The sequence below is a fragment of the Thalassospira lucentensis genome (assembly GCF_001613805.1).
GTDB lineage: Bacteria > Pseudomonadota > Alphaproteobacteria > Rhodospirillales > Thalassospiraceae > Thalassospira > Thalassospira lucentensis_A.
Window position 1 is genome coordinate 103,084 of the sequence record NZ_LPVY01000024.1, and the last position, 24,635, is coordinate 127,718.

22 protein-coding genes and 1 tRNA gene are annotated in these 24,635 nt (G+C 55.4%); 9 read left to right on the top strand and 14 right to left on the bottom strand.

Going from position 1 to position 24,635, the window contains the following annotated elements:
• The first annotated feature begins 1 nt into the window (after position 1).
• The 3 genes from AUP42_RS19785 to AUP42_RS19795 all read left to right on the top strand — a co-directional run bounded on the left by AUP42_RS19785 (position 2) and on the right by AUP42_RS19795 (position 1,624).
• Positions 2-208, top strand: a complete 207-nt coding sequence (locus AUP42_RS19785; protein WP_062953319.1) for a DNA gyrase inhibitor YacG — start codon at positions 2-4, stop codon at positions 206-208.
• Between the two features lie 97 nt (positions 209-305).
• Positions 306-381 (top strand) — tRNA-Phe (locus AUP42_RS19790).
• A 172-nt stretch (positions 382-553) separates the two neighbouring features.
• The gene (locus tag AUP42_RS19795; protein WP_062953320.1) at positions 554-1,624 is read left to right on the top strand and encodes a linear amide C-N hydrolase; all 1,071 of its coding nucleotides are present in this window, start codon (positions 554-556) and stop codon (positions 1,622-1,624) included.
• A 164-nt stretch (positions 1,625-1,788) separates the two neighbouring features.
• Here the strand turns inward: AUP42_RS19795 and AUP42_RS19805 are convergent, their stop codons facing one another.
• The gene (locus AUP42_RS19805) at positions 1,789-2,772 is read right to left on the bottom strand and encodes a hypothetical protein (RefSeq protein WP_062953321.1); all 984 of its coding nucleotides are present in this window, start codon (positions 2,770-2,772) and stop codon (positions 1,789-1,791) included.
• Between the two features lie 1,172 nt (positions 2,773-3,944).
• On the opposite strand from AUP42_RS19805, the gene AUP42_RS19815 reads away from it, so the two are divergent.
• Together AUP42_RS19815 and AUP42_RS19820 are read left to right on the top strand one after the other, a co-directional pair.
• Complete coding sequence (locus tag AUP42_RS19815; RefSeq protein ID WP_062953323.1) at positions 3,945-5,492, top strand: CYTH and CHAD domain-containing protein; 1,548 nt, start codon at positions 3,945-3,947, stop codon at positions 5,490-5,492.
• Between the two features lie 36 nt (positions 5,493-5,528).
• Entirely contained in the window at positions 5,529-6,083 is a 555-nt protein-coding gene (locus tag AUP42_RS19820; RefSeq protein WP_156484665.1) for a hypothetical protein, read from the top strand.
• A gap of 7 nt (positions 6,084-6,090) precedes the next feature.
• Here AUP42_RS19820 and AUP42_RS19825 read toward each other — a convergent pair whose 3' ends face one another.
• Positions 6,091-7,575 carry a cryptochrome/photolyase family protein gene (locus AUP42_RS19825; protein ID WP_062953325.1) on the bottom strand — a complete coding sequence of 495 codons (1,485 nt, stop codon included), beginning with the start codon at positions 7,573-7,575 and terminating at the stop codon, positions 6,091-6,093.
• A gap of 111 nt (positions 7,576-7,686) precedes the next feature.
• A complete protein-coding gene (locus tag AUP42_RS19830) occupies positions 7,687-9,198 on the bottom strand; it encodes a PLP-dependent aminotransferase family protein (RefSeq protein ID WP_062953441.1) in 1,512 nt (503 codons plus the stop codon).
• Between the two features lie 133 nt (positions 9,199-9,331).
• On the opposite strand from AUP42_RS19830, the gene AUP42_RS19835 reads away from it, so the two are divergent.
• Positions 9,332-9,988 (top strand): pyridoxamine 5'-phosphate oxidase family protein, encoded by a 657-nt coding sequence (locus tag AUP42_RS19835; protein ID WP_062953326.1) that lies wholly within the window; start codon positions 9,332-9,334, stop codon positions 9,986-9,988.
• Between the two features lie 49 nt (positions 9,989-10,037).
• Here AUP42_RS19835 and AUP42_RS19840 read toward each other — a convergent pair whose 3' ends face one another.
• From AUP42_RS19840 to miaA, 5 genes are all read right to left on the bottom strand, one after another.
• Entirely contained in the window at positions 10,038-10,946 is a 909-nt protein-coding gene (locus AUP42_RS19840) for a pseudouridine-5'-phosphate glycosidase (protein WP_062953327.1), read from the bottom strand.
• A gap of 153 nt (positions 10,947-11,099) precedes the next feature.
• Complete coding sequence (gene ilvC / locus AUP42_RS19845; RefSeq protein ID WP_007092048.1) at positions 11,100-12,119, bottom strand: ketol-acid reductoisomerase; 1,020 nt, start codon at positions 12,117-12,119, stop codon at positions 11,100-11,102.
• A gap of 98 nt (positions 12,120-12,217) precedes the next feature.
• Positions 12,218-12,727 (bottom strand): acetolactate synthase small subunit, encoded by a 510-nt coding sequence (gene ilvN, locus AUP42_RS19850; protein ID WP_037989846.1) that lies wholly within the window; start codon positions 12,725-12,727, stop codon positions 12,218-12,220.
• A 104-nt stretch (positions 12,728-12,831) separates the two neighbouring features.
• Positions 12,832-14,595, bottom strand: coding sequence for an acetolactate synthase 3 large subunit (locus tag AUP42_RS19855; protein WP_062953328.1), 1,764 nt, complete (start codon positions 14,593-14,595; stop codon positions 12,832-12,834).
• Between the two features lie 151 nt (positions 14,596-14,746).
• Positions 14,747-15,733: a tRNA (adenosine(37)-N6)-dimethylallyltransferase MiaA gene (miaA, locus tag AUP42_RS19860; protein ID WP_062953329.1), complete on the bottom strand. Its 987-nt coding sequence runs from the start codon at positions 15,731-15,733 to the stop codon at positions 14,747-14,749.
• Between the two features lie 188 nt (positions 15,734-15,921).
• Here miaA and serB point away from each other — a divergent pair, with 188 nt between their 5' ends.
• Complete coding sequence (gene serB / locus AUP42_RS19865; RefSeq protein ID WP_062953330.1) at positions 15,922-16,812, top strand: phosphoserine phosphatase SerB; 891 nt, start codon at positions 15,922-15,924, stop codon at positions 16,810-16,812.
• A gap of 87 nt (positions 16,813-16,899) precedes the next feature.
• On the opposite strand, the gene AUP42_RS19870 is transcribed toward serB, so the two are convergent.
• The 4 genes from AUP42_RS19870 to hflK all read right to left on the bottom strand — a co-directional run bounded on the left by AUP42_RS19870 (position 16,900) and on the right by hflK (position 20,944).
• Positions 16,900-18,399, bottom strand: a complete 1,500-nt coding sequence (locus AUP42_RS19870; RefSeq protein ID WP_062953331.1) for a DegQ family serine endoprotease — start codon at positions 18,397-18,399, stop codon at positions 16,900-16,902.
• Positions 18,400-18,617: 218 nt separating this feature from the next.
• Entirely contained in the window at positions 18,618-18,809 is a 192-nt protein-coding gene (locus AUP42_RS19875; RefSeq protein WP_062953332.1) for a DUF2065 domain-containing protein, read from the bottom strand.
• A gap of 132 nt (positions 18,810-18,941) precedes the next feature.
• Positions 18,942-19,814, bottom strand: a complete 873-nt coding sequence (gene hflC, locus AUP42_RS19880) for a protease modulator HflC (protein ID WP_062953333.1) — start codon at positions 19,812-19,814, stop codon at positions 18,942-18,944.
• Positions 19,814-20,944, bottom strand: coding sequence for an FtsH protease activity modulator HflK (gene hflK, locus AUP42_RS19885; RefSeq protein WP_062953334.1), 1,131 nt, complete (start codon positions 20,942-20,944; stop codon positions 19,814-19,816). The genes hflC and hflK overlap by 1 nt, the downstream gene beginning before the upstream one ends.
• 276 nt (positions 20,945-21,220) lie before the next feature.
• Here hflK and AUP42_RS19890 point away from each other — a divergent pair, with 276 nt between their 5' ends.
• The gene (locus AUP42_RS19890; RefSeq protein WP_062953335.1) at positions 21,221-22,423 is read left to right on the top strand and encodes an Mrp/NBP35 family ATP-binding protein; all 1,203 of its coding nucleotides are present in this window, start codon (positions 21,221-21,223) and stop codon (positions 22,421-22,423) included.
• Positions 22,424-22,438: 15 nt separating this feature from the next.
• On the opposite strand, the gene AUP42_RS19895 is transcribed toward AUP42_RS19890, so the two are convergent.
• The gene (locus AUP42_RS19895) at positions 22,439-23,212 is read right to left on the bottom strand and encodes a substrate-binding periplasmic protein (RefSeq protein ID WP_062953336.1); all 774 of its coding nucleotides are present in this window, start codon (positions 23,210-23,212) and stop codon (positions 22,439-22,441) included.
• Positions 23,213-23,258: 46 nt separating this feature from the next.
• On the bottom strand, positions 23,259-23,666 hold the full coding sequence (locus AUP42_RS19900; protein ID WP_156484666.1) for a hypothetical protein: 408 nt from the start codon (positions 23,664-23,666) through the stop codon (positions 23,259-23,261).
• A gap of 137 nt (positions 23,667-23,803) precedes the next feature.
• On the opposite strand from AUP42_RS19900, the gene AUP42_RS19905 reads away from it, so the two are divergent.
• A complete protein-coding gene (locus AUP42_RS19905; RefSeq protein ID WP_062953338.1) occupies positions 23,804-24,619 on the top strand; it encodes a helix-turn-helix domain-containing protein in 816 nt (271 codons plus the stop codon).
• Positions 24,620-24,635 lie beyond the last annotated feature (16 nt).

The window sequence follows — 24,635 nt, forward strand, 5'->3', positions numbered from 1 at the left end:
AATGGTTGAAAAAAACACAGTTAAAACAGCAGGCTCGGGCTGTGCCATGTGCGGCAAGCCGGTGGTGGAAAAATACAAGCCGTTCTGTTCGAAACGCTGTGCCGATCTCGACCTTGGCAAATGGCTGAACGAAAGCTACGCCGTCCCGGTGACCGAGCCGCCGGAGTATCTTGAAGACCTTGAAGATGAAGAAGATTTTCACGCATAAAAAAAATGCGATTTGAGGCTGGACAAGCCCCAAAGGAGTTTGTATAACCCCGCTCGTTCCGCAGGGAACGCTCCGGAAACGGAGACGCCTACAGAATGCCCGGGTAGCTCAGTTGGTAGAGCAGTGGACTGAAAATCCGCGTGTCGGTGGTTCGAATCCGCCCCCGGGCACCATCTTTAGGTAGCCCAAAATGACCCGGCCATTGGCCGGGTTTTTTTGTGCCTGCAACTCCAGTAAAATTGAATTTTATCCATCCACACTTTCGCAATGGTTGCGGTTGGTTGCCGTGCCCGACATAATCGCGATCAGGCAGGATGAAATCGGATTGCGCAAAGGAAGAACCCAATGGACCGACGGACGCGCATTGCAACGATGATGATTGTCTCGGGACTGATGTCCACAGCCGTCCTTCTTCCCGTTGCGAAGGCTTGCACGCGGGCCGTCTATCACGGGGCGGATAATGATGTGATCACCGCGCGCTCAATGGACTGGAAATCCGATATTGCCACCAATCTGTGGATTTTCCCGCGGGGTATGGAACGGGGCGGCGAAGTCGGGCCAAATTCCGTCAAATGGGTCTCAAAATACGGCAGCGTCATCGCCAGCGCCTATGACATCGCCACGACCGATGGTCTGAACGAAGCCGGATTGTCGGCCAATGTGCTTTGGCTGGTCGAGTCCGAATATCCGCCCTATGACGGGACAAAGCCGGGTCTTTCGATTGCGGCATGGGCACAATATGTGCTCGATAATTTTGCGACGGTGTCTGATGCGGTTGCGGCACTTTCCAGGGAGCCCTTTGTTGTCGTCACCGACCAGATGCCGGGCGAAAACCGGCTTGCGACCCTGCATCTTTCGATCTCGGATGCCACGGGCGACAGCGCGATTATCGAATATATCGACGGCAAACAGGTCATCCATCATGACCGCGATTATCAGGTCATGACAAACTCGCCCATTTTCGAACATCAGCTTGCGCAGAATGCCTATTGGAAGCAGGTCGGCGGAACCGTGATGCTGCCCGGCACCAACCGGTCTGCGGACCGGTTTGCACGTGCCGCGTTCTATATCAACGCAATCCCCAGGGACGAGGACCCGGTCGTTGCCCTTGCCAGCGTGTTCAGCGTCATCCGCAATGTCTCGGTCCCGTTTGGCATTTCAACGCCAAACGAACCCAACATTTCCTCCACCCGCTGGCGCACGGTCGCCGATCACAAGCGAATGCTGTATTTCTTTGAATCCGCCCTGACCCCGAACACCTTCTGGGTCGATCTCAAGAATATCGATTTCAGTGCGGAAACCGGCAGGGTGAAAAAGCTCGACCTCGGGCCGGATCAGCGCAATGTCTATGCCGGGGATGCCGCCCCGTCCTTCGAAGAAGAAAAACCGTTCAGGTTTCAGGGACTTGCCGACTGAGCACGCCTGCAATCATGGCCGAAAGTTTGGTGGGCAGTGGACTGAAAATCCGCGTGTCGGTGGTTCGAATCCGCCCCCCAGGCACCATCTTTAGGTAGCCCAAAATAACCCGGCCATTGACCGGGTTTTTTGTGTCTTCTTTTCCCCTGATTTACGCGAAGTAGCTAAAGCCAAATTGTGAAATCGACGGATTCGCCAGTTTTTCCATTCCCTGATGCGACAAGGTTATAGTTATCGTCTACGTAAAACTTTCCAGACGCGAAATCACCGTTGGTGCAATCAATTGACCAAGTACCTTGCTCGGGAAAAGCGAACTTTGTTAGTTCGAGTTTCGTCGTACAACTGGAACTCTCTGCACCAGAGAATTTTAAAGTTCCACCGCCAGATACAATGTCGACGTCAGTTTTCAGATAACCCTCTGTCAGCTTCTTGTTCCATGTCATGGCCATTGTTCTGTAGTCCGGTCGTTCTTTGCTGCGATCAAGCCAACTAGCTTGTTCTGGTTTTTTGCCTTTTGCAGAGCATTCCATCGTTGGCAGTCTTTGTACGGCAATCGCATATGCGTCTCGGTCTTCGACCAGCGAGATCTGTGATGTCAGTTTTTCCATATCAAACGGCATAGGGCCGCAATAGATTCCGTTCACGGCGGTATCTATACCACCGTGGTCATTGTTGTAGCCTTTAAAGCCGCGGTTGGCACGAAAACCAAATGCTGCCGCCTTGCAACTTGTTCCATCCGATAGTTGAGCATCGGCCAGATATCCGACAGATCTGCCATTCTTGTTGGAAACTGCCTCAATATTGGAAACGGCGATTTTGCGTTCCTTGAATTGGGCAATAAACTTTTCCTGATTATTCATTTCTTCTTCTTCCGTTTGCTTGAACCAAGCATCGAAAGTGTATTGAAGAGTGATGTAGCCCAAGCCGCAGGCAAGTTCCCATTTTTCATTTTGGACTTGACCGTTGTTACGATCATTTTGCTCTAGTTTTGTCACGGGAACGGATGAGATAGATGGCACGTTGAAGCGTGATGCCCCGATTGGCATCTCTTGCCATTCCGAGAATGCATTGTCACGCGTTGTCTGGCACGCGCTCAAAGCTAATGCTCCGGCAATTGCTGCCAGAAGAGTAAATTTATCAAATTTCATATGCTGCCCCTCGATTAACGTCCAAATTCAGAATAGCAACGGGAGAGGGGCTCGCAACCTGTACGAAAGTGTGGGGCGGTACGGATTGCAGCCAAAGTTGTAAGGAAATTTCAGGCAAGGGTATCTTTTCACCCTCGACGAATTCGCGATTTGCTCGGGTGTTTTGACGATGCCTCATACTTTTCCTGCTAAAACGAACCTCTCGGGACGATCCGGGATCAGGAATCCGGACAGCAGACGGCGGATGCTTGGCGTCGTCATGGCCCCTTCCCCGGAAACCCCGACACAGCGCGGGCTGTCACCATTCCCGCCGACCGACGGCCTTCGGGCTTTCCGGCCGGCTCCGGTCACTCTCGGCCCTGATGGCATTTCCGGCAACGGTTCGGCCCGGACACACTTCGGGTGTCGGTCATTCTCGCCAACCAAAGACGGTCTTCGGGCGCACGGCTCCCACCTGTCCACCATCGGCGGGCCAAAGCCCGCTGCTGCCATTGCTGCCGTCTCCGGCAAATCGGGATCCCTTCCCCGATAAGATGCACCTCTCCCGTCATGACAAACAAGCGTGTTCGAAACTTGTTAGACCCGGCGCAGAATGCCGCCGTAATGGCTCCGCCATCCGCCGACCCGTGTCCTGCGGACTACCCCGCCACCCTGCCTGTATCTTTGCCGCTGCATCCTGATCACCTCTTTGATCCGACCCCAAACGCAAAAACCCGCAGAGCCTGTAAGGCCTTGCGGGGTTCGGTCCGGGTGCATTCCTCCCGTTGACTTTTATCTTATGCCATAAATAAAAGAACAAATCAAGAACTTTTTTGAAAAACTTTATATGCTGTCAGAAAAAGGGAGGGAATCGCAGGCAACGGCACCTTTTCACCCTCGACAAATTTGCGATTCGTCCGGGTGTTTTGATGATTCCTCATACTTTTACTGCTCAAACGAACGTATCGCGTCGGTTCGGTTTTCAAATGAAAACAACCGTGCGCGCAAGATATCAGCCGCAACTTTAATGCTTGAAAAGATATGTTTATGTCAGGAATGTTGCGGAAATTTTACATCCCGTTACCATGACGTCCGGCGGCTGGTTTCAAACTGCTGAAACACAATTCGGGCTATGACGTTATGGCAGACAGCGTGTTCTGCGCTGCAATAACAAGAACATCCGGGGGACCCTGATGGCCGAAAAGCAGATCGAGATCGAACTGAAACTCCGCATCGATCCGAAGCACGTATCGCGTTTGAAACAGGCACCCGTCCTGCGCGAGGTCAAGGAAGGCCGCCGCCTTCTGACCACCCATCTTGTATCCATCTATCATGACACGCCCAAACTTTCGCTGGCCCGCAAGGGACTGGCGCTGCGTGTGCGCAAAAAGGGCACCAAGGGGTGGGAGCAGACCGTCAAGGCATCGAACGGCATGCGCGAAGCACTGCCTGAACGTCATGAATGGAATGTCGAACTGCCCGACGGTGTTCTTGATCTGGATAAATTCACCGACGAAGACGTGGTGGGCTTGCTCGACAGGCATGTCAAAAAGAAGAAGATCGACCGGATTTTTGAAACCGATCTGAAACGCAGTGCCGTTGATCTGACCTATCGCGACGCGATCATGGAACTGGCAATCGATCAGGGCGTGGTGCGCACCGCAGAAAAGGAATCCCCCCTGTCCGAGGTCGAGCTGGAGCTGAAGGAAGGCCATCCCGCTGCCCTGTTTGATCTGGCACTTGAACTGCAACGCACCGTGCCCCTGTTCCTGAGCCTGCGGTCCAAGGCATCGCGCGGGCGGGCGCTTTATCTGAACGAGGTGCCTGGCTTTTACAAGGCGGCCCCCGGCGGGCTTGTTGCCGATATGTCGGCCGAAACCGCGTTTCGGGCGGTACTGGCGCAGGGGCTTCGCATGATCCTCGGGAACGAGGTCTGCGTGCGTGAAGACCTTCATATCGAAGGCTGTCATCAGATGCGGGTTGGCATGCGGCGACTTCGGGTTGCGTTCAACCTGTTTAAGAAAAACCTGCCGCAGGGAGAGGGCGTTCTGATCCGCCGCCTGCTGAAACATTGCACCAAGGCGCTTGATGGCCTGCGCGACTGGGATGTTTTCCTCAATGAAACCCTGCCGATGGTCGAGGAACGCTTTCCCGATCATCCGGGGATTACCGATTTGCGCAAGGCGGCAGCCAAACAGCGCGAAGCGGCCTTGGTGACCGCGCGCGAAATGCTTGAAAGTTTCGAGTATCAGCAACTCCTGCTGCTGCTTGGCGCATGGTCAAGCTATTCACGCTGGGCATCGGGGGCGGATGCCAGCCAGATGAAGGCAATGTCGGCCTCCGTGACCAAACTGGCCGAACCCTTGCTGAGCCGCGCCTATAAACGCCTGACCAAGCGTGGCAGCGATGTTGGCAAACTGACCATACCGCAACTCCATGCCCTGCGTCTGGATGTCAAACAGATGCGCTATGGCAGCGATTTCTTTGGCGAGGTTTATGACGGAAAACCGGCAAAGAAGTTTCGCAAGGAACTGGCAACCCTTCAGGAAATCCTTGGCTGGCTGAACGACGTTGCGGTGGCCGAGGCGCGGCTAATGGCATTGAAACCGCAACTTTCCAAAGATGGTATGGTCGCCATTGGTCTGATTTCCGGCTGGTTCGGCGCACGCGCCGATCATCGCCTGCAGGGACTTGATCAGGCATGGAAGAAATTCGAAAAGCAGAAGCTGTTCTGGAAGTAGACAGATTGGGGATCTGCATTGGGACTAATGTTGGTCTTGCATCATCTACTCCTTTTGCCGCTGATCCTGGCTTTGTCGACATGCGTGACCAGTAACGAGTTTCCGGCCGAAAGCGACGTTGTCTATCAGGAACAGTTCAATATCGTCGAAGCGTCGGGAATGTCGGTGACCTCTGTTCGGGATCTGCCAAGGGACGGGTTTTTCGAAACGGCAGCCGCCCATTACAATTGGGAACTTGATGGCGGCAAGGGGCAGGTAAGAATAGCCTATTGGGCGACGGACGACATGCCATCCGGACTGAAGAAATTCATCCATACCCGTCCCGCATTTGAAGAACGATGGCGGTCTTTGGTTTCCGATTACACCATCGTCGGCAAACCCGGCCATCCAAACGGGGCAGAGGGCTTCGTTGCCTTTGGCAAAGACAAGGAGCAGAACCGTTGCGCGGTCGGAACCGCAATCCTCAAGCTTGATAATGCCAAAAGCAAAGGTTATCGGGACAGTTTTGTCGAAGCTGCAATCTGTTCGAGTGGCACCCTGCTGCCAAACACGATGGATAACCTGATCTGGTATTTGCGCAAGGCGCGGTAAGTGCAGCCTAAGCTACCGCGCGTTTCATATCCTGATAGGCCGCCAGCGCGCGTTCACGGCCTTCCTTGATCCCGATCAGGGGTTCGGGATAGGTCAGGCCCAAATCCACCCCAGCGGCTTTCAGGATCAAGGGGGATGCATCCCACGGTTTGTGGATATACTGGTCGGGCATGTCGGCAAGTTCCGGCACCCATTGCCGGACGTAACTTCCATCCGGGTCAAATTTCTCGCCTTGCAGGACCGGATTGAAAATCCGGAAATAGGGGGCGGCATCGGCACCACATCCCCCAATCCACTGCCATGAAAACGGATTGTTGGCCGGGCAGGCATCAACAAGCGTATCGTCAAACCACGCAAGCCCCTCGTGCCAGTGGATCAGAAGGTGTTTGACCAGTACCGATCCGACAATCATCCGCACCCGGTTATGCATATAGCCTGTATGCCAGAGTTCCCGCATCCCGGCATCGACAATCGGAAAACCGGTCTGCCCGCGTTGCCAGCGTTCAAGCGCCTTTGGATCATCGACCCATGGGAAATCGGTGAACTGGCCCTGAAGCGGCACGGATTTCAGATCCCTGGCATGAAACAGGACATGATGGGCAAATTCCCGCCAGCCCAGTTCAGCCATGAATTTTGATGCGGTTTTACCCTGGCCGGGATGGGCGTCTGCATAATGGTTTGCCGCGTGCCAGACCTGGCGCGGGCTGATCTCGCCAAAGCGCAGATGCGGCGAAAGCTCCGATGTCACCCGATGATCGGGCCGGTCGCGCAAGTCCGCATAGTCAACCAACCGGTCATCGATGAAACCGTAAAGCTGATCCATCGCACCCTGTTCGCCGGGCGTGAACCGGCCGGCAAAGCCCGTGGCCCAGTCAAACGGCTTGGGCGACAGATCAAGCCCGGCAATGTCCGTTTCATTGGCCAGTTTAAGATTACCAAGCGGGATCTTTTCCGGGGCTTTTTTCGGTTCTGCCGGAGGTGGCAGTTTCAGGCATGCTCGCCAGAACGGGCTGAAAACCTTGAAGTCGGTCCCGGCACCGGTTTTGACTTCCCATGGCTCATAGAGCAACTGGCCGTTAAAGCTGTCACATTCGATATCGTGGTCGCGCATGGTCGACTTGATATCGGTATCGCGCGCGATGGATGCCTTGTCATAAAGCCGGTTCCAGAAAACCGCCCCGATTTTGTGATCAGCCTGTAACTGATTGAAAACGTCCCGTGCGTCTGATTTGAAAATCCTCAGACAGGGGGATTTTCCCCCCGCAGCCTTGGCAAGACTTTCATCAAGTCGTGCCAGACTTTTTTCCAGCCACCAGCGCGTCGCCCCGCCCAGTTGGGCATCAATCACCGGGTCAAGGATAAAGACCGGAAGCACGATGCCGTTATTTTGCTGTGCCCATTTTATGCTGGCATTCAATGCCGGGTTGTCGGCAAGGCGCAGGTCATTGCGAAACCACATGATGGCAACCGGGGCGGCAGAAGCAGAGGGCATCCGGGAACTCGTACCTTGGGGGAGGAAGAGGGGCAAAAGGGTGAGAGAGCACATCGACTGTGACAGCATAGAGGGGATGCCGATGCGCTCTCTCTGGCTCGGGGTACATCGTTATGTACGGCGCACCAGATCGATCAGTTCATCGAAACTTTGCGAAATGACGTTCTTTTTCCATCCGGCAAAACCAAGCACCAGCCCTTGCGGCAGATTGCCGCGATTTTCTTCTGATTTATCATGGTAGTAGGATGAAAGGGCGCGGCAATCGAGCTGTGCATGAACCATCCGTTCCTGCAATTCAACATCATCCTGTCCACCGGTCAGGCGCGTACAAAGATGAAGCCCCCCATCCGACGGCAGGACCTGCAAAATATCACTGGCACGTGTTTCGATCAGTTCGCGCAGATGTGCCCTTCGTTCCCCGTAACTCAGCCGCATCTTGCGGACATGACCGCCAAAGTGCCCCTCGGCGAAAAATGCGGCCAGTGCGGCCTGTGCCGTCGGGGCAGGCACACCATCGGCGAAGCCGCGCATGCCGCGAAATACCGGGATCAGGGCAGGCGGCAGAACCAGATAACCAAGCCGGATACCGGGAAACAGGACGCGCGAAAACGTGCCGACATAAAGCACGCGATTTTGCCGGTCCAATCCCTGAAGGGACGATAACGGCGGCCCGTCATAGCGATAATCGCTGTCATAATCGTCTTCGACAATCCACGCATCATGGGCGTCTGCCCATTGCAAGAGGGCAAGACGGCGGGCAAGCGACAATGTCGTGCCCAGCGGATAATTGCGTGATGGCGTCGTAACGACGATCCGGGCCGGTGCACCCTTGCCAAGCTGATCTACCTGCAATCCCTCGCCGTCCACCGGGATCGGCAGCAAGGTGGCACCACTGGCGGCCAGAACCCCGCGAATGCCTTCGTAACCCGGGTCCTCGGTTGCGATCACGTCACCCGGATCCACAAGGGCACGCGCAATCAGATCCAGCGCCTGCTGCGCGCCTGAAACAATCATCACCTGATCGGCATCGCATTTGACCCCGCGGGACTGGCGAAGCCACTTGGCAACCTCGTCCCGCAATGCGGGCATGCCAAGCGGATCAACTGGAATGGTCAGGTCAAGTGCCGGTGCCCGCCAACCTCGGCGCAACAACCGCGCCCACAGATCAAATGGAAAGGCATCAAGATCCGGTGTCCCCGGGTTAAACGGACGCGCCACGCGAAATCTTGGAAAGCGTCGGTCATAGGCCAGCATGCGGGTCGCACTCTGGCTCAGGCGGACGGGGCGGGTCGCCTTGCGCGCCGGGTCCAGTGCTTCGGGTGTGGCGGTGGCGGTCATTTCCCGGTCGGGCAGGCTGCTGGCAACGAAGCTTCCGGCACCGATCCGGGTTTCCAGATACCCCTCGGATACCAGCAAATCGAAACTCGTCACCACCGTATTGCGCGAAACGCCAAGGCTTTTGGCCAGGTCTCGACTGGCGGGCAGCTTCTCGCCCGGATGTAACCGCCCGTCCAGAATGGCCTGGCGAATGCCAAGATAAAGACGGCGATAGGCGCTGTCTTCCTTCGCATTGTCGGCTTTGGCGGTATGGCTGGGATAAATCCAGGTGTAGTCGCTGCGCATCTTGGCCAATCGGTGACGGATGATGTTGAAATTGGTTCTGTCAAAATTCTTATAACGGACCTGTGATAAAGTCCAATTCTGTCGATGATGACGTCAGCCCTTGCGTCACCAGAAGCTACAGAGAACAAAGAAAATGTCAGATACCACCGCACTTCCGGCACAATACGAAGTCCATCCCGCAACCAAAGTGGTGCGTGGCCCCAAACGTGCCAGTTACGACCGAAAACTTGTGCATGGTATCATTGATGATGCCCTGATCTGTCATGTTGGCACCATCGTGAATGGCCGTCCCTCAATGATCCCGACGGCGCATTGGCGCGTGGGGGAACGGATTTATATCCATGGTGCATCGAAGAACCGCATTCTGGCCGCTATCGCCAATGGCGAGGAAGCCTGCCTGTGCATTACGCATCTGGACGGTCTGGTGATGGCGCGTTCGGCCTTTCATCACTCGGCCAATTACCGTTCGGTCGTGATTTACGGCAAGGGCGAAATCGTAACCGACCCGGAAGGCAAAATGGAACATTCCCGGCTGTTTGTCGAAAAGCTGTCCAAAGGCCGCTGGGACCAGATCCGTCATCCCAATGAACAGGAGCTCAAGGCCACCATGTTCCTTGGTTTTGACCTGAACGAGGTATCGGCCAAGGTCCGCACCGGTGATCCGGTCGATGACGAGGAAGATTATGGTCTGCCAGTCTGGGCCGGTGTTTTGCCCTGCGCCAATGTCTGGGGCGAGCCGGTGGCAGATACCCGACTTGATCCGGCCTCGGTTGCCAAGGCACCGGAATAAAAAAAAGGCAGCCTGGATGGCTGCCTTTTTTAATCGGAATGGGGCGGGCTTAGCCTGCCAGCGCAACCGCGATTTTGGCGCCAAGGACCGCATTGTTGCGCACCAGCGCAATATTGGCTTCAAGGCTTTTGCCCTTGGTATGCTGGGTCACGCGTTCCAGCAGGAAGGGCGTGACTTCGCGACCATGGATGTTAAGGCCCTTGGCTTCGATCAGGGCACTATCAATCGCATGTTCGATGGCATCAAGTTCCAATGCCTTGTCAGCTGGCGGCGGGTTGCCGATTACAGCCCCGCCTTCAAGACCAAATTCCCATTTCGATTTCAGGAATTCTGCAATCTCGGCAGGACTATCAAGGCGGATCGGGGCTTTCTGGCCGCTTTTGACGGTATAGAAAGCCGGGAATTCATCTGTGCCATATGAAATGACCGGCACACCCAGCGTTTCAAGATGTTCAAGCGTCATCGGAATATCAAGGATCGCCTTGGCACCGGCGCAGACGACGGCAACACTGGTTTTGCCAAGTTCGGTCAGATCGGCCGAGATATCGAAACTTGCTGCCAGTTCGCGGTGAACCCCGCCAATCCCGCCGGTGGCAAAGACCTTGATGCCCGCCTTTTCCGCCAGAATCATGGTGGCGGAAACGGTGGTCGCACCATCGCGCTTCTTGGCGATGCAGTATGGGATGTCCCGGCGCGAAAGTTTCAGAATGTCGGTACCCTTGGCGAAATATTCCAGTTCCGACGGCGACAGGCCGATTTTGCAACGCCCGCCGATCACCGCGATGGTGGCCGGGATTGCGCCATTATCGCGCACATCCTGTTCAACCGCCTGCGCGGTTTCAAGGTTCTGCGGATAGGGCATCCCGTGCGAGATGATGGTGGATTCAAGGGCGACAACCGGCTTGCCAGCAGCAAGGGCTTCGGCGACTTCCGGGGCGGTATCGATAAAGTCCGACATTCAAAATGCTCATGTTTGAGTTAAAGTTTTAAAGGTCAGGATTACGCGGATCGGCCTGTAAAATCCACCCCAAACACGTCATGGCTGTTGTGTGCGGACAAACAAAAACGGCCGCCCCATCGGGACGGCCGTTTTGCAAAACAAAGCTAAAGCTTAGTTCTTTTCTTTGTCGACAAGCTGGTTGGCAGCAATCCACGGCATCATCGCGCGCAGTTTGGTACCGACTTCTTCGATTTCGTGTTCGGCGTTCAGGCGACGGGTTGCCTTGAACATCGGCTGGCCGCAATGCATTTCCTGAACGAAGTCACGAACGAATTTGCCTTCCTGAATGTCGGCAAGAACTTCTTTCATGCGTTCTTTGACCGATGCGTCGATCACGCGCGGGCCGGTGACATAGTCGCCGTATTCCGCGGTGTTCGAGATCGAGTAACGCATGTTGGCCATGCCGCCTTCATACATCAGGTCGACGATCAGTTTCACTTCGTGCAGGCATTCGAAATAGGCCATTTCCGGAGCATAACCAGCTTCGGTAAGGGTCTCGAAACCGTATTTGATCAGCTGGGTCAGGCCGCCGCAAAGAACAGCCTGTTCACCGAACAGGTCGGTTTCGCATTCTTCGCGGAAGGTGGTTTCGATCACGCCCGAACGGCCGCCACCGATTGCCGATGCATAGGACAGAGCCAGTTCAAGCGCATTGCCCGACGCGTTCTGTTCGATGGCAACGAGGCAAGGTACACCGCCGCCACGCTTGTATTCGGAACGAACCGTGTGGCCCGGGCCTTTCGGTGCGATCATCATGACATCAAGATCAGCGCGCGGTTCGATCAGGCCGAAATGGACGTTAAGGCCGTGTGCGAACAGAAGGGCAGCACCATCTTTCAGGTTGTCGCGCAGTTCGTTGGCATAGATCGCAGCCTGGTGTTCATCCGGGGTCAGGATCATGACAACGTCTGCCCATGCTGCGGCTTCGGCCGGGGTCATGGTTTTCAGGCCGGCATTTTCAGCCTTTTTGCGGGACGAAGAACCTTCACGAAGGCCGACAACAACGTCTTTAACACCGGAATCATGAAGGTTTAGGGCATGGGCATGGCCCTGCGAACCGTAACCGATGATGGCAACTTTTTTGGTCTTGATCAGATTAACATCTGCATCGCGGTCGTAATAAACACGCATCTTTCGATACCTCTGGACGTTGGACCACGCGATTTTTGTTTGCGTGGCGGATGGATCAAATTGGTTAAAGCGGGAATGCCAAGGCATCCCAGGTGAACTCACATCGTCAGCGTGCCGCGCGAAATTGCTGCGACACCCGTGCGCGAAGTTTCCGAAAGCCCCAACGGCTCCATCAATTTGATGAAGGCGTCGATTTTTTCCGGGCTTCCGATGATTTCGAAGACGAAGGAACTGTTGGTCGCATCGACTGCGCGTGCCTTGAAAATATCGGCAATACGCAGGGACTCGACGCGCTTTTCACCCGATGCAATCACCTTGACCAGGGCAAGTTCACGTTCAACGCATGGTCCGGCAAGGGTCAGATCGCTGACCTTGTGAACCGGCACCAGACGTGAAAGCTGTGCCTTGATCTGTTCGATCACCATGGGCGTACCCGAGGTGACAACGGTGATGCGGGACTGGTGGGAACTGGCGTCAACCTCGGCCACGGTCAGGCTTTCGATGTTATAGCCACGGCCAGAAAACAGGCCGATGACACGGGCCAGAACGCCTGCTTCGTTATCCACCAGAACGGATATCGTGTGTTTCGAAATTTCGGTTTCTTTCACGGGTCTTGCTCCGCTAGGGCGCGGGCGGGCGCATTCAGTGTGCAGCCCGGCCCGGCCTTTGATTTTGGTTTTGATGATGTCTTGTCGCAAAAGGGTTTCGCGGATCAGACCAGAACCATCCCTTCGTCGGAATCAATGGCTTCGTCACCGGTGGTTTCCGCCCCAAGCAGCATTTCATTATGCGGCTTGCCCGACGGAATCATCGGATAGCAGTTTTCCTTGTCATCCACGGCAACGTCGAGGATCACCGGACCATCGATTTCAAGCATCTTGGTCAGTGCGTCATCAAGATCGGCCGCGTTGTTACAGGTCATACCGGTAAAGCCGAATGCCTCGGACAGTTTGACGAAATCCGGAAGGGATTCGCTATAACTTTCCGAATAGCGCGACCCGTGCAGAAGCTGCTGCCACTGGCGGACCATGCCCATGTAACGGTTGTTCAGGATGACGGTTTTCACCGGCAGGCGATACTGGGTCAGCGTCGCGCATTCCTGAATGTTCATCATGATCGATGCATCACCGGTAAAGCAGATCACGGTTGCATCCGGATGGGCAACCTGGACCCCAAGGGCGGCGGGCATGCCATACCCCATAGTGCCAAGACCACCGGACGTCATCCATTCATGCGGATGTTCAAACCCGAAATGCTGGGCTGCCCACATCTGGTGCTGCCCGACATCGGTGGTGATGTAGGTCTTGCGATCACGCGTCAGCGCATGCAGGCGACGGATCACGTGCTGCGGCTTGATGATGTCCTTGGGCTGTTTGTAGGACAGGCAGTGTTTACCACGCCAGCCTTCAATCTCGTCCCACCAGCTATCAAGCGCCTTGGCTTCGATCTTGTGCTGTTTGGCTTTCCAGATTTTCATCATGTCTTCAAGGACATGACCGACATCGCCAACAATCCCGATATCAACCGGAACGTTCTTGTTGATCGAGCTTTGATCAATATCGATCTGGACTTTCTGTGAGCCCGGCGAGAAGAAATCAAGGTTGCCGGTCACGCGGTCATCAAACCGTGCACCAACCGCAATCATGACATCGCAATCATGCATCGCCATGTTGGCTTCGTAGGTGCCGTGCATGCCGAGCATGCCAAGATACTGCTTGTCTGATGCCGGATAGGCACCAAGCCCCATCAGGGTCAGCGTAATCGGAACACCGGTCAGGCGGGTGAATTCCGTCAGGACCTTGCAGGCCTGACTGCCGGAATTGATCACGCCACCACCGCAATACAGGATCGGCTTTTTCGCCGATGCCAGCAGTTCGAGCGCTTCCTCGATCTGGCGGCGGTCGCCTTTGACAACCGGGTTATAGGTGCGGTGCTGAACCTGTGAAGGCTCAAGATACGGTGCCTTGGCGACCAGAATATCTTTCGGCAGGTCGATCACGACCGGACCCGGGCGGCCGCTTGACGCAACATGGAATGCTTCATGCATCGTGCGGGCAAGCTTCGCACTGTCCTTCACCAGATAGTTATGCTTGGTGCAGGGGCGGGTGATGCCGGTGGTGTCGGCTTCCTGAAAGGCGTCATTGCCGATCAGGTGGGTCGGAACCTGCCCGGTCAGGCAGACGACGGGAATCGAATCCATCAACGCATCGGTAAGGCCGGTAACGGCATTCGTTGCACCCGGACCGCTGGTTACCAGAACAACGCCGACCTTTCCGGTCGAACGTGCGTAACCTTCGGCGGCATGCACGGCAGCCTGTTCATGGCGTACTAGGATATGACGAATCCGGTTTTGTTTAAATATCTCGTCATATAGCGGTAGGACGGCGCCGCCGGGATAGCCGAACACGACTTCCACACCCTGATCGACCAGAGCCTGCAACACTACTTCCGAACCGCTTAAAATACGTTCTGCCATGATTTTCGAGCCTCTTCCTTAGCGACAACAACGTGCCGCGTGATAACCGCGTGGTTGATACATGATCCAATTACCCTTGAACTGGAGTTGAAAAATCCGCCGAAACGGCGGTTTTCCGCCATTTCGACGGCGGAAGGGCCAACCTATCGCCTCACTTTGGCGTGGTCAACAGAAATTGGTGAACATCATTACGCAATTTGTCAGCTAAACTTTCCGAATATTGCGCGTCGATGGTCTCCTTGTCACTCATCTGATGGCGAAACCACGTTAATTGCCGCTTGGCATAACGCCGGGTTTCGCGCTGTGATTTCTCTTTTGCTGTCTCAAGATCAATCTGGCCGGCAAGGTAGGCGGCTATCTCGCGCACCCCGACGGCTTTCATCACAGGGGCCGTTTCCGGCAGGTTTTCGGCCAGAAGTCCGCTGACTTCCTCGATTGCGCCCTGTTCGATCATCAAATCGAAACGCCGGTTGCAGCGATCATAAAGAATGTCGCGCGGGGGCATGTAGCATAGCTTTTTGAAAACTATGCCTTCGGGAGGTGTCACCATCGGCTCATGATGCCATGCTGCAAGACCTCGGCCGGTTCCGGCCAGAACTTCGGCTGCGCGGATCAGGCGCTGGGTGTTTGACGGATCAAGGGTGGCGGCTGTGTCGGGATCGCGTTTGGCAAAATCATTGAAAAACGCCTGATGCCCGGCTTTTTCAAGATCGGTAGTGATTTGTTGGCGAATCCCGGCGGGAATATCGGGAATCGGGGCGATCCCCGCCGTCAGGGCATTCAGATACATGCCGGTCCCCCCGGTAATGATCGGAAGCTTGCCCTTTGCATGACATTTGGCAATTTCCGCCATCGCCATGTCGCGCCACTTCCCGGCCGAACATGCCTCGCGCCCGGACAATACGCCATAAAGCCGATGCGGCGCGCATGCGATCTCACTGTCATCAGGGCGCGCACTTAACACACGTAGTTCCTTATAAACCTGCATGCTGTCGGCATTGATCACCACGCCGTCAAATGCCTCCGCCAGATCAAGCGCCAACGCGGACTTACCGCTGGCGGTTGGTCCGGCAACGATCAGGACGGGTTGGAAGGGGGCTGTGGTCTGGGCCGACATCGGAAAGGCACTTTCAATCATTCAATTTATCGTGGTCGGCCAGTTTATGGGCTTCGACCCGCAAGGCATAGATATTAGCGTCATCATTGCGGGACAAAAACTGCGTAGAGGGGCGGCTTTGATAAAACGGCTCTTGTCTTTGCCGGTCGCAATACGGATAAAGAGCGCAATATTATTAATCTTTCGCCATGCCAAGGAGTCTGCAATCCATGGATCTGGTCCTGACCCTGATCGCTGCCCCCAATTCGAACGCGCTAGGTGACGATATTGTCGCGCGTGCCAAAACAGTTCTGGCCGGGGCCGGGGCGCGTGTCGGGGATGTTTCGTGGCTGGCGACGCGCGAGGCGTGCGATATCGGCTTTGCCGGGCTGAGCCTTGATATTGCCGATACGGCGTTACGTGATGCCGGTCTTGGTGTTGATGCCGTGACCCAGACTGCCAAAACGCGCCGCAAGAAATTGCTGATTGCCGATATGGACAGCACAATGGTCACCGGTGAAACGCTTGACGAGCTTGCGGCCTTTGCCGGGGTCAAGGACCATGTCGCCGCGATTACGGCACGCGCGATGAATGGCGAACTTGATTTCGAGGCCGCCCTTGATGAACGCGTCGGGCTGCTTGATGGCATGTCGACCGATATGCTGGCCGAAGCCTGGAAAGAAATTGAATATACCGGCGGGGCGAAAACCTTGGTTGCGACCATGAAGGCCAATGGTGCCTTTGCCGCCCTTGTATCGGGCGGTTTTGATTACTTTACCGGTGCGGTCCGCCGCGAACTTGGTTTTGATTTCGACCAGGCCAATGTTCTGATCACCCAGGACGGCAAGCTGACCGGCAAGGTACAAAAACCGGTTCTGGACCGTCAGGCCAAGGTCGATGCGCTTGAAAAACTGACGGCAGAGCAGGGTATCGGGGTAGAGGATGCCATTGCGGTTGGTGATGGTGCTAATGATCTGCAGATGATTTCGCTTGCCGGGACAGGTGTGGCATTTCATGCCAAGCCAGCGGTTCAGGAGCAGGCGCGCATCTGCATCAATCATGGTGACCTGACCGCGTTATTATATCTGCAGGGCTATGCCAAATCCGATTTTGTGATCTGATCCAGGCAGCCAAAAAAACGTGCAGCAAAAAGGGCGACCCGCAAGGGCCGCCCTTTTTTGATCATCGTAGAGTAAAACCCGAAGGCCTTATTCTTCCTTATTCAGGGTCAGGCCGAAGTAACGCGGACCTGCCGAGGTTTCAATCAGCATCAGGATGGTGCGTTTATCATCATCAAGTGCCTTTTTAACGGCATCGGCTACTTCTTCGACGGTTGAAACCGAGCTGTGCGATGCCTCGATAATGATGTCGCCTGGGCGGACACCTTTTTCTGCAGCATAGCTGTCACCATTCACATCGGTCACGATGACACCCTCGGTGCCTTCGGCGAGGTTATAGCGGCGACGCAGTTCATCATCGACATTGGCGACCTTGAGGCCAAGTGCCTTGATTTCAGCTTCGGCAATCGCGGCAGGTGCCTGTTCTTCACCCGGTTCTGCCGCGGTTGCGACGGTTTCTTCTTCAAGTTCGCCGAGTTCGACCTGAACGGTTTTCTTTTCACCGTCACGCCAGATCACCACATCGACATCCTTGCCGATTTTGGTTTCGGCAACGATCCGCGGCAGGCGACGCATGCTTTCGACTTCCTTGCCATCAAACGACAGGATGACGTCACCCTGTTTGATGCCAGCGGCTTTTGCAGGACCGTCTTCGGATACACCGGCAACCATTGCACCGGTCGATTCATCAAGGCCGACCGAGTCCGCGATATCGTCGGTCACGGTCTGGATGTGAACGCCAAGCCAGCCACGGCGGGTCCGGCCATATTCCTTGAGCTGTTCGACAACCGACTGTGCAATTGCCGAGGGAATGGCAAAACCGATCCCGACCGAACCACCGGACGGCGAATAGATCGCGCTGTTGATCCCGATGACGTCGCCATCAAGGTTGAACAGCGGTCCGCCGGAGTTCCCGCGGTTGATCGAGGCATCGGTCTGGATGAAATCGTCATACGGACCCTGATTGATGTCACGGTTACGTGCCGAAATGATCCCGGCGGTCACCGTGCCGCCAAGGCCGAACGGGTTACCGATCGCCATCGCCCAGTCGCCAATGCGGGAATGGTCTGAATCCCCCCATTTAACGAAAGGCAGGTCTTCTGTCGGTTCGACTTTCAGAAGTGCGACATCCGTTTTCGGGTCGCGACCGATCAGTTTCGCCGGAAGCGTATCGCCATCATGCAGGCGCACCGTGATTTCGTCGGCACCGTCAATCACATGGTTGTTGGTCACGATGTAACCGTCAGCCGATATTATAAAGCCCGAACCCAGTGCGGTCGCACGGCGCTGCTGGGGAGTCTGGCCCTGGCCTTGTCCACCACCTTGTCCGTTGCGATCCATGAAGTCCTTGAAAAGATCTTCAAACGGCGAGCCGGGGGGGAACTGGAAGTCCGGACCCTGGCGTTCGGCCACCATCTGACTGGTCGAGATATTTACCACACTGGGCAGAAGCTTTTCGGCCAGGTCTGCGAAACTTTCAGGAGCGGGGCGAGCGTTCGCAATCTGCGACACGCTGGTCACGCCAAGAAGAACAATCACCAGCGCAGCCGTAAATTTGCTTCGCGCCGGGTTGTATAATGCTTTTAGCATGTGTCTGATCCTGTTCGTTGCCGCGTTCACGGTATTGAATTTTTGCAGCACGCGATGCTGTTCTTTTGGATAGTTCATGCACCGCTTAACTAGCCAAGTTAGCGCCGAGTTTGTCAGAAATTTGGCAAGCCTGAGAAAAATCAAGGAAGAGCCCGGGTTTTTCTGTGTTTGCACACCGGAAGGCGCAGATATGCGCGAAATGGTCCCGAACTTTATCTTCAAAGCCAGACCCGCACGCCCCAGATCGCGGCGATGGCGACGACCGCGGCAACAAGGCCACCGATCCGTAGTTGGGATTCGGGGATTTCCTGCACCAGTTCCATCACACGTTTGGCGCCGCCCGGGAACAGCGAATAAAACATTCCCTCCAGCGCGATGGCCAGGAGAACAGCTGTAACGAGTTCCTTCATGGGCGTGGACGTTCCGGCGTTTCTATGAACCTGTGTGCGATATAACTATCAACAGGACATTATTTTCAAACAAAAAAGGGCGACCGGCACACTATGCCGGTCGCCCTAGTGCTTTGTCCAGCACCCGTTTGTCTAGCGCGTTGCGCCAGGCGACGAGTTGTTAAAGTACTGGAAGAATTCGGAATCCGGTGAAATCACCATGGTCGAACCATCTGAAAGTGCCTCACGATAGGCTTCCAGCGAACGATAGAACTCGAAGAAACCAGCATCCTTGCCATAGGCTTCACCAAGAACGATGTTCCGCTGGCCGTCACCTTCACCGCGCAGAACTTCTGCCTGACGGCGGGCTTCGGCCAGAATGCCGACGCGTTCACGATCCGCTTCTGCCTGAATTTTCGCCTTGAGCTCTTCACCCTCGGCGCGAAGCTGTGCGGCTTCGGCGATACGCGAAGAACGCATACGGTTATACACCGCCTGCGACGTTTCCTGCGGAAGATCGGTACGACCGATACGAACATCGATCAGTTCGACGCCGAATTCCTTTGCCGGCTCTATCAGGGTTGCCTGGATTTTCTCCATGATCTGCGACCGGTTATCCGACAGAAGCGACACAAGCGGAGCCTGTGCAAGTTCGCCACGAATAACCGAGTTCAGACGCTGCCCAAAAAGTTGAACAAAGTTCGCCGAGTTGGTTGCGCGCTGACGGAACTGCAGCGGGTCAACGATTCTCCAACGGGCAAAGCTGTCAACATTGACACGCTTCTGGTCCGACAGAAGAACCTGCTGAACCGGCGGATCAAGTTCAAGAATGCGGCGCTCGTAATATTCCACATTCTGGATCGGCAGCTTGAAATGCAGGCCCGGTTCGGAAACCGCATGGACCGGATTACCGAACTGAAGCACCAGCGCCTGCTGGTCCTGACGAACGGTAAACATGCACATGGATGCAACGACGGCACCAATAACGACAACGACGCCGGCAGCAATAAGTTTAGGACTAGCCATTAGTTATTGCCTCCTGCATTCGCGCGTTTCTGGATTTCAGGCAACGGCAGATAGGGAACAACGCCGTTTGCACCTTCACCGTTCTGATCAAGAATGACCTTGTTGGAGTTCTTGAGAACATCCTGCATGGTTTCAAGATACAGACGACGTGTGGTGACATCTTTCGCGGTTAGATAGGAATTATAGACCGAGATAAAGCGTTCTGCTTCACCCTGGGCATTCTTCACAACCTGATCCTTGTATGCACGAGCTTCGAGAACCAGACGTTCTGCTTCACCTTTTGCACGCGGGATGATGTCGTTGCGATAGGCCAGTGCTTCGTTCTGTGAACGGTCACGGTCCTGACGGGCACGCTGAACATCGTTGAACGCATCGATAACGTCACGCGGCGGGTCAACTTTCTGCATTTTCACTTCTGCAATGAAAATACCCGAGGCGTAGCCGTCCATGATCGATTGCAGCAGGGTGCGTGTCTGTTCTTCAACGCGGACACGACCGACCGTCAGGGCTTCTTCCAGATTGGTTTTGCCGATGACTTCGCGGATCGCACTTTCGGCTGCAAGCTTGATGGTGTTTTCCGGATCGCGGACATTAAACAGATAGGCACCGGCATCGCTGATGCGCCACTGAACGACATAATCAATGTCGATAATGTTCTGATCACCGGTCAGCATCAGGCTTTCTTCCGGGACATCGCGTGCGCCGCCAGTGCCGGTACCGTTACCACGATAACCGATCTCGATCTGGTTGGTGCGTTCGACGTTCGGCTTGATCACTTCGCCAATCGGGGCGGGCAGGAAATAATTCAGACCCGGACCGGTTGTACCAACCCATTTGCCAAACAGAAGTGTTACACCCTGTTCGCCCGGCTGGACGCGATAGAAACCGGTCAAAAGCCACAACCCGATTATGGCGATACCAATCAGGACAAAGCCTTTGTAACCGCCACCACCGGGGAACAGCCGCTTGAGGCGTTCCTGGCTTTTGCGAATCATTTCATCAAAATCGGGGGGCGTGTTACCACCGCCGCCACCGCCACCCTGGGGACGTTGTCCCCACGGATTGCGGCCGCCGCCATTGTTTCCGCCACCACCCCAGGGGCCGCCGCCCCCTTGTGAATTCCAAGGCATCGAGTGTCTTCCTCTTCTTGCCGTTCGGTGTTTATTTATGCTTACCGATCTTGGGACATGAGCCCATTAATGACATGCCTATTGCTTGCTTATCGCGGTCATCTGACCTATCTGCGCACCAAGCTCCGTCTGAATCCTTTTATCCGGACGGCGTTGCATGTAATTAATGGGGCCACGCCCTAAGGCCTTATATGACAGCTTGCCCTGCAAAACAACGATACGCGCCTGCAAGTTCTGTGCGATCACGGACTTAAGCCAATTTTCGGAGACTGCAATATGACCTCGCCCAACCGGGAACGCATTACTGAAGCCCTTTCGACGGTTATCGATCCGGCTGACGGCAAGAGTATCGTCGAAAAGGGTATGGTTCAAGGCATTGATATCCATGACGAAACTGTCAATGTCATGATCGCGGTGGACCCGCAGCGCGGGGCGTCGCTTGAAGACCTTCGTCTTGCTGCCGAGCGTGCCGTTGCCGATGTGAACGGGGTCACAACGGCCCGTGTGGCCCTTACGGCAGAACGTCCGAAGGGGGCTTCTGTCTCGGCACAAGGTGGTCATTCGCATCCCCATTCCCATGGCCATACACATGGGGCGCAAGGGCCCGCACCGCAAGCCGGACAACGCCCGCAGGGGGCATCGCAAAAGCCGCTTGAACTGCCAACCGTGCGTTCGATCATCACCGTTGCATCGGGCAAGGGTGGGGTTGGCAAATCGACGACCTCCGTCAATCTGGCGCTGTCGCTGGCGGCGAAGGGGCTGAAGGTCGGTCTGCTGGATGCCGATATTTATGGGCCGAGCCTGCCGCGCATGATGGGCCTTCGCGATGCCAAGCCAACCCATTCCGACAAGGAGGGCAAAATGGTGCCGCCATCAGCATTTGGCATCCGCATTATGTCGATCGGGTTCCTTGTCGATGAAGAACAGCCGGTGATCTGGCGTGGGCCGATGGCGATGGGCGCACTTGAACAGCTGCTGCGCGACAGCGACTGGGGCGAGCTTGACGTTCTTGTCGTCGATATGCCGCCGGGTACAGGCGATATCCAGCTTTCGATGGCGCAACGCGTCCCGGTCACCGGGGCGGTGATTGTTTCCACCCCGCAGGACATTGCCCTTTTGGATGCGCGCAAGGGGCTCAACATGTTCCGCAAGGTCAATGTTCCGGTGATGGGCCTGATCGAGAACATGAGCTATTATAAATGCCCGGAATGCGGCCATGTCGATCATGTCTTTGATCACGGTGGTGCCCGCAAGGCCGCCGACGAACTTGGCGTACCCTTCCTTGGCGAAATTCCGCTCGACCTTAAAATCCGCCTTGGCGCGGACGAAGGCAAACCGATCATCCATACCGATCCGGACGGCGAACATTCCAAGGCTTATGCTGCCATCGCCGACAAGATTGCTGCGGCAATTGATGAACGCGTAGGTCCGAAAACCGCACCGAAGAAAAGCCTGTTTCCGAAAATCAGCTTCCGCTAGGTCGCTCGCTTTCGATCAGTAATTGCTTGCACCCTGCAACACATCCTCGGTGATGCGTTGCAGGGTGCCGTTTTCGCGCAACTCTTCGATCGAACGATTGATTGCGGTCATCATCGAAATCGCAGATGAGGCGCGGTTGAATACGATATAGGTCGTATTCTCACGCACGGGCTCCTCACCGCGGGTAATCTTTTCGTCTAGCTTCAACCGCTTGATCCAGACATCGCCAGCCTCCTGAATGGCAATCAGGCTATCAACCCGGCCTAGCGACAGCATCTGAAAGTTCTGTTCATCTCCGGATGCTTCGGATGCGGTAAACACGCCGCGTTTGCGTGCGTCATCGATCTGATCCCCATAGCTCCATCCGCGAATGACGCCAACGGTCTGGCCGCGCAGATCTTCAATTTCGTCCGGTTTGGGGGCAATATCGCGGTGGTGATAAAGCATCAGCCGTTCAACATGGATCGGGTCGGAGAAGTAATATTTTTTCTGGCGTTCGAGATTCTTGTATATTCCGGCAACACCGCCCTTGTTGGCATCGAGATTTTCAATCGCACGTTTCCATGGTACCGCGACAATATCGACATCAATCCCGGCATGAAGAAAAATCGCCTGGATCATCGCAGGATAGATACCTGTTGCCTTATCCCCGGCACGATACATGAAGGGCGGGTTTGCCTCGTCGACATAAATGGTTTCGGCATGACTTTTCGTCGCGGGCATCACGGCCAGAACGGCCATGCCGACGACGAAAAGAGATGTGACGAAGAACTTTGCCGAAAATGTCATTCTGGCCCCTGATGATGCTTCCGCTCCCACCAGAAGACATGGGGGTTCAGGCGGCAGGCGACAAGGAATGCCGCGCGATTGTGCGATATTCAAAGGCCGCGATGCCAAGTACGCCCAGTGCCTGCATGATGACAAAGCCATATCCAATGGCCGTGGGGGCACCAATCGGCAGGATCAGTATCGCGATGCTGCCCAGAACCCAGCCGAGATTGCCCAGTATGATCAACCAGACAAGAGCCAGACTGGGATTGGGCTGCTTTGCTACGACAAACATCAAAACCGCACAGGGAAACAGGATAAGCCCGGCAAACAGAAGCAGATCGGTCGGCAGCCCAAAGAGGCTGGTAAGGGGCCCTGCGCCAAGGCACAGTAGCAAGCCGAAAGCAAAACAGGTTGCCGCATCAAACATCAAAACCGTTCTAAGCATTTTATGGGGCGCTTTGACTGTCATCATATTGATCTTTCGACTGGTTGGGTTGTTTTGGTCTGCCAACCATGCCCAAGATCGGGAAGGGATACGATTACCTGACAGGTAATGTTTGCGGTTTTCGTTTGATGCTAGGATTGGGCTAACAACAAGACGGTGATCCGATGAACGAACTGAAATCCGACCCGTTTGGCACTGTGCTTAAGGTCTGGCGCAAACAGCGCCGGATGAGCCAGCTTGACCTTGCAAGCGAGGCGGAGATATCGACCCGGCATCTGAGTTTCCTTGAAACCGGACGTGCCAGACCCAGTCGCGACATGGTGTTGCATCTTTCCGAATGTCTTGATGTACCGCTGCGTGAACGCAATTCGATGCTGATTGCCGGAGGATTTGCGCCGATTTATGCCGACCATGATTTTGGCACGGACCAATCGGCAGCCATCCGAATGGCGGTGGAAAGAATACTGACCGCGCACGAACCTTATCCGGCGCTGGCGATGGACCGGCACTGGAACATGGTGGCCGCAAACCGGATCGTACCCTTATTGCTTGGCGGGGTTGGCCCGGAATTTCTCAAACCGCCAGTCAATATCTTGCGGCTTAGTCTGCATCCGAACGGGTTGGCTCCCCGGGTGGTCAATTATACAGAATGGCGCGATCATCTGCTGGACCGGATGCGTCGCCAGATTGCAGTGACAGCAGATGCGAAGCTCCGCGGCCTTTATGACGAAGCCAGCCGTTACCGGGCCCCCGAGAAGGTGACGGAAACTGATATGGCTGACGGGGCAGGAGAACTGACCGGGCTTGTCGTGCCGCTGGTTTTGCAAAGTGATGCCGGTGAATTGCGCTTTGTCAGCACAACCACGGTCTTTGGTACCCCGGTCGAAGTCACATTGTCCGAACTTGCCATTGAAACTCTGTTGCCAGCCGACGCCCAAACGGCGGCTATCTTGGGGGAACTGGCGGCAGGCTTGCCTTAAATTGGACTGAACCGGG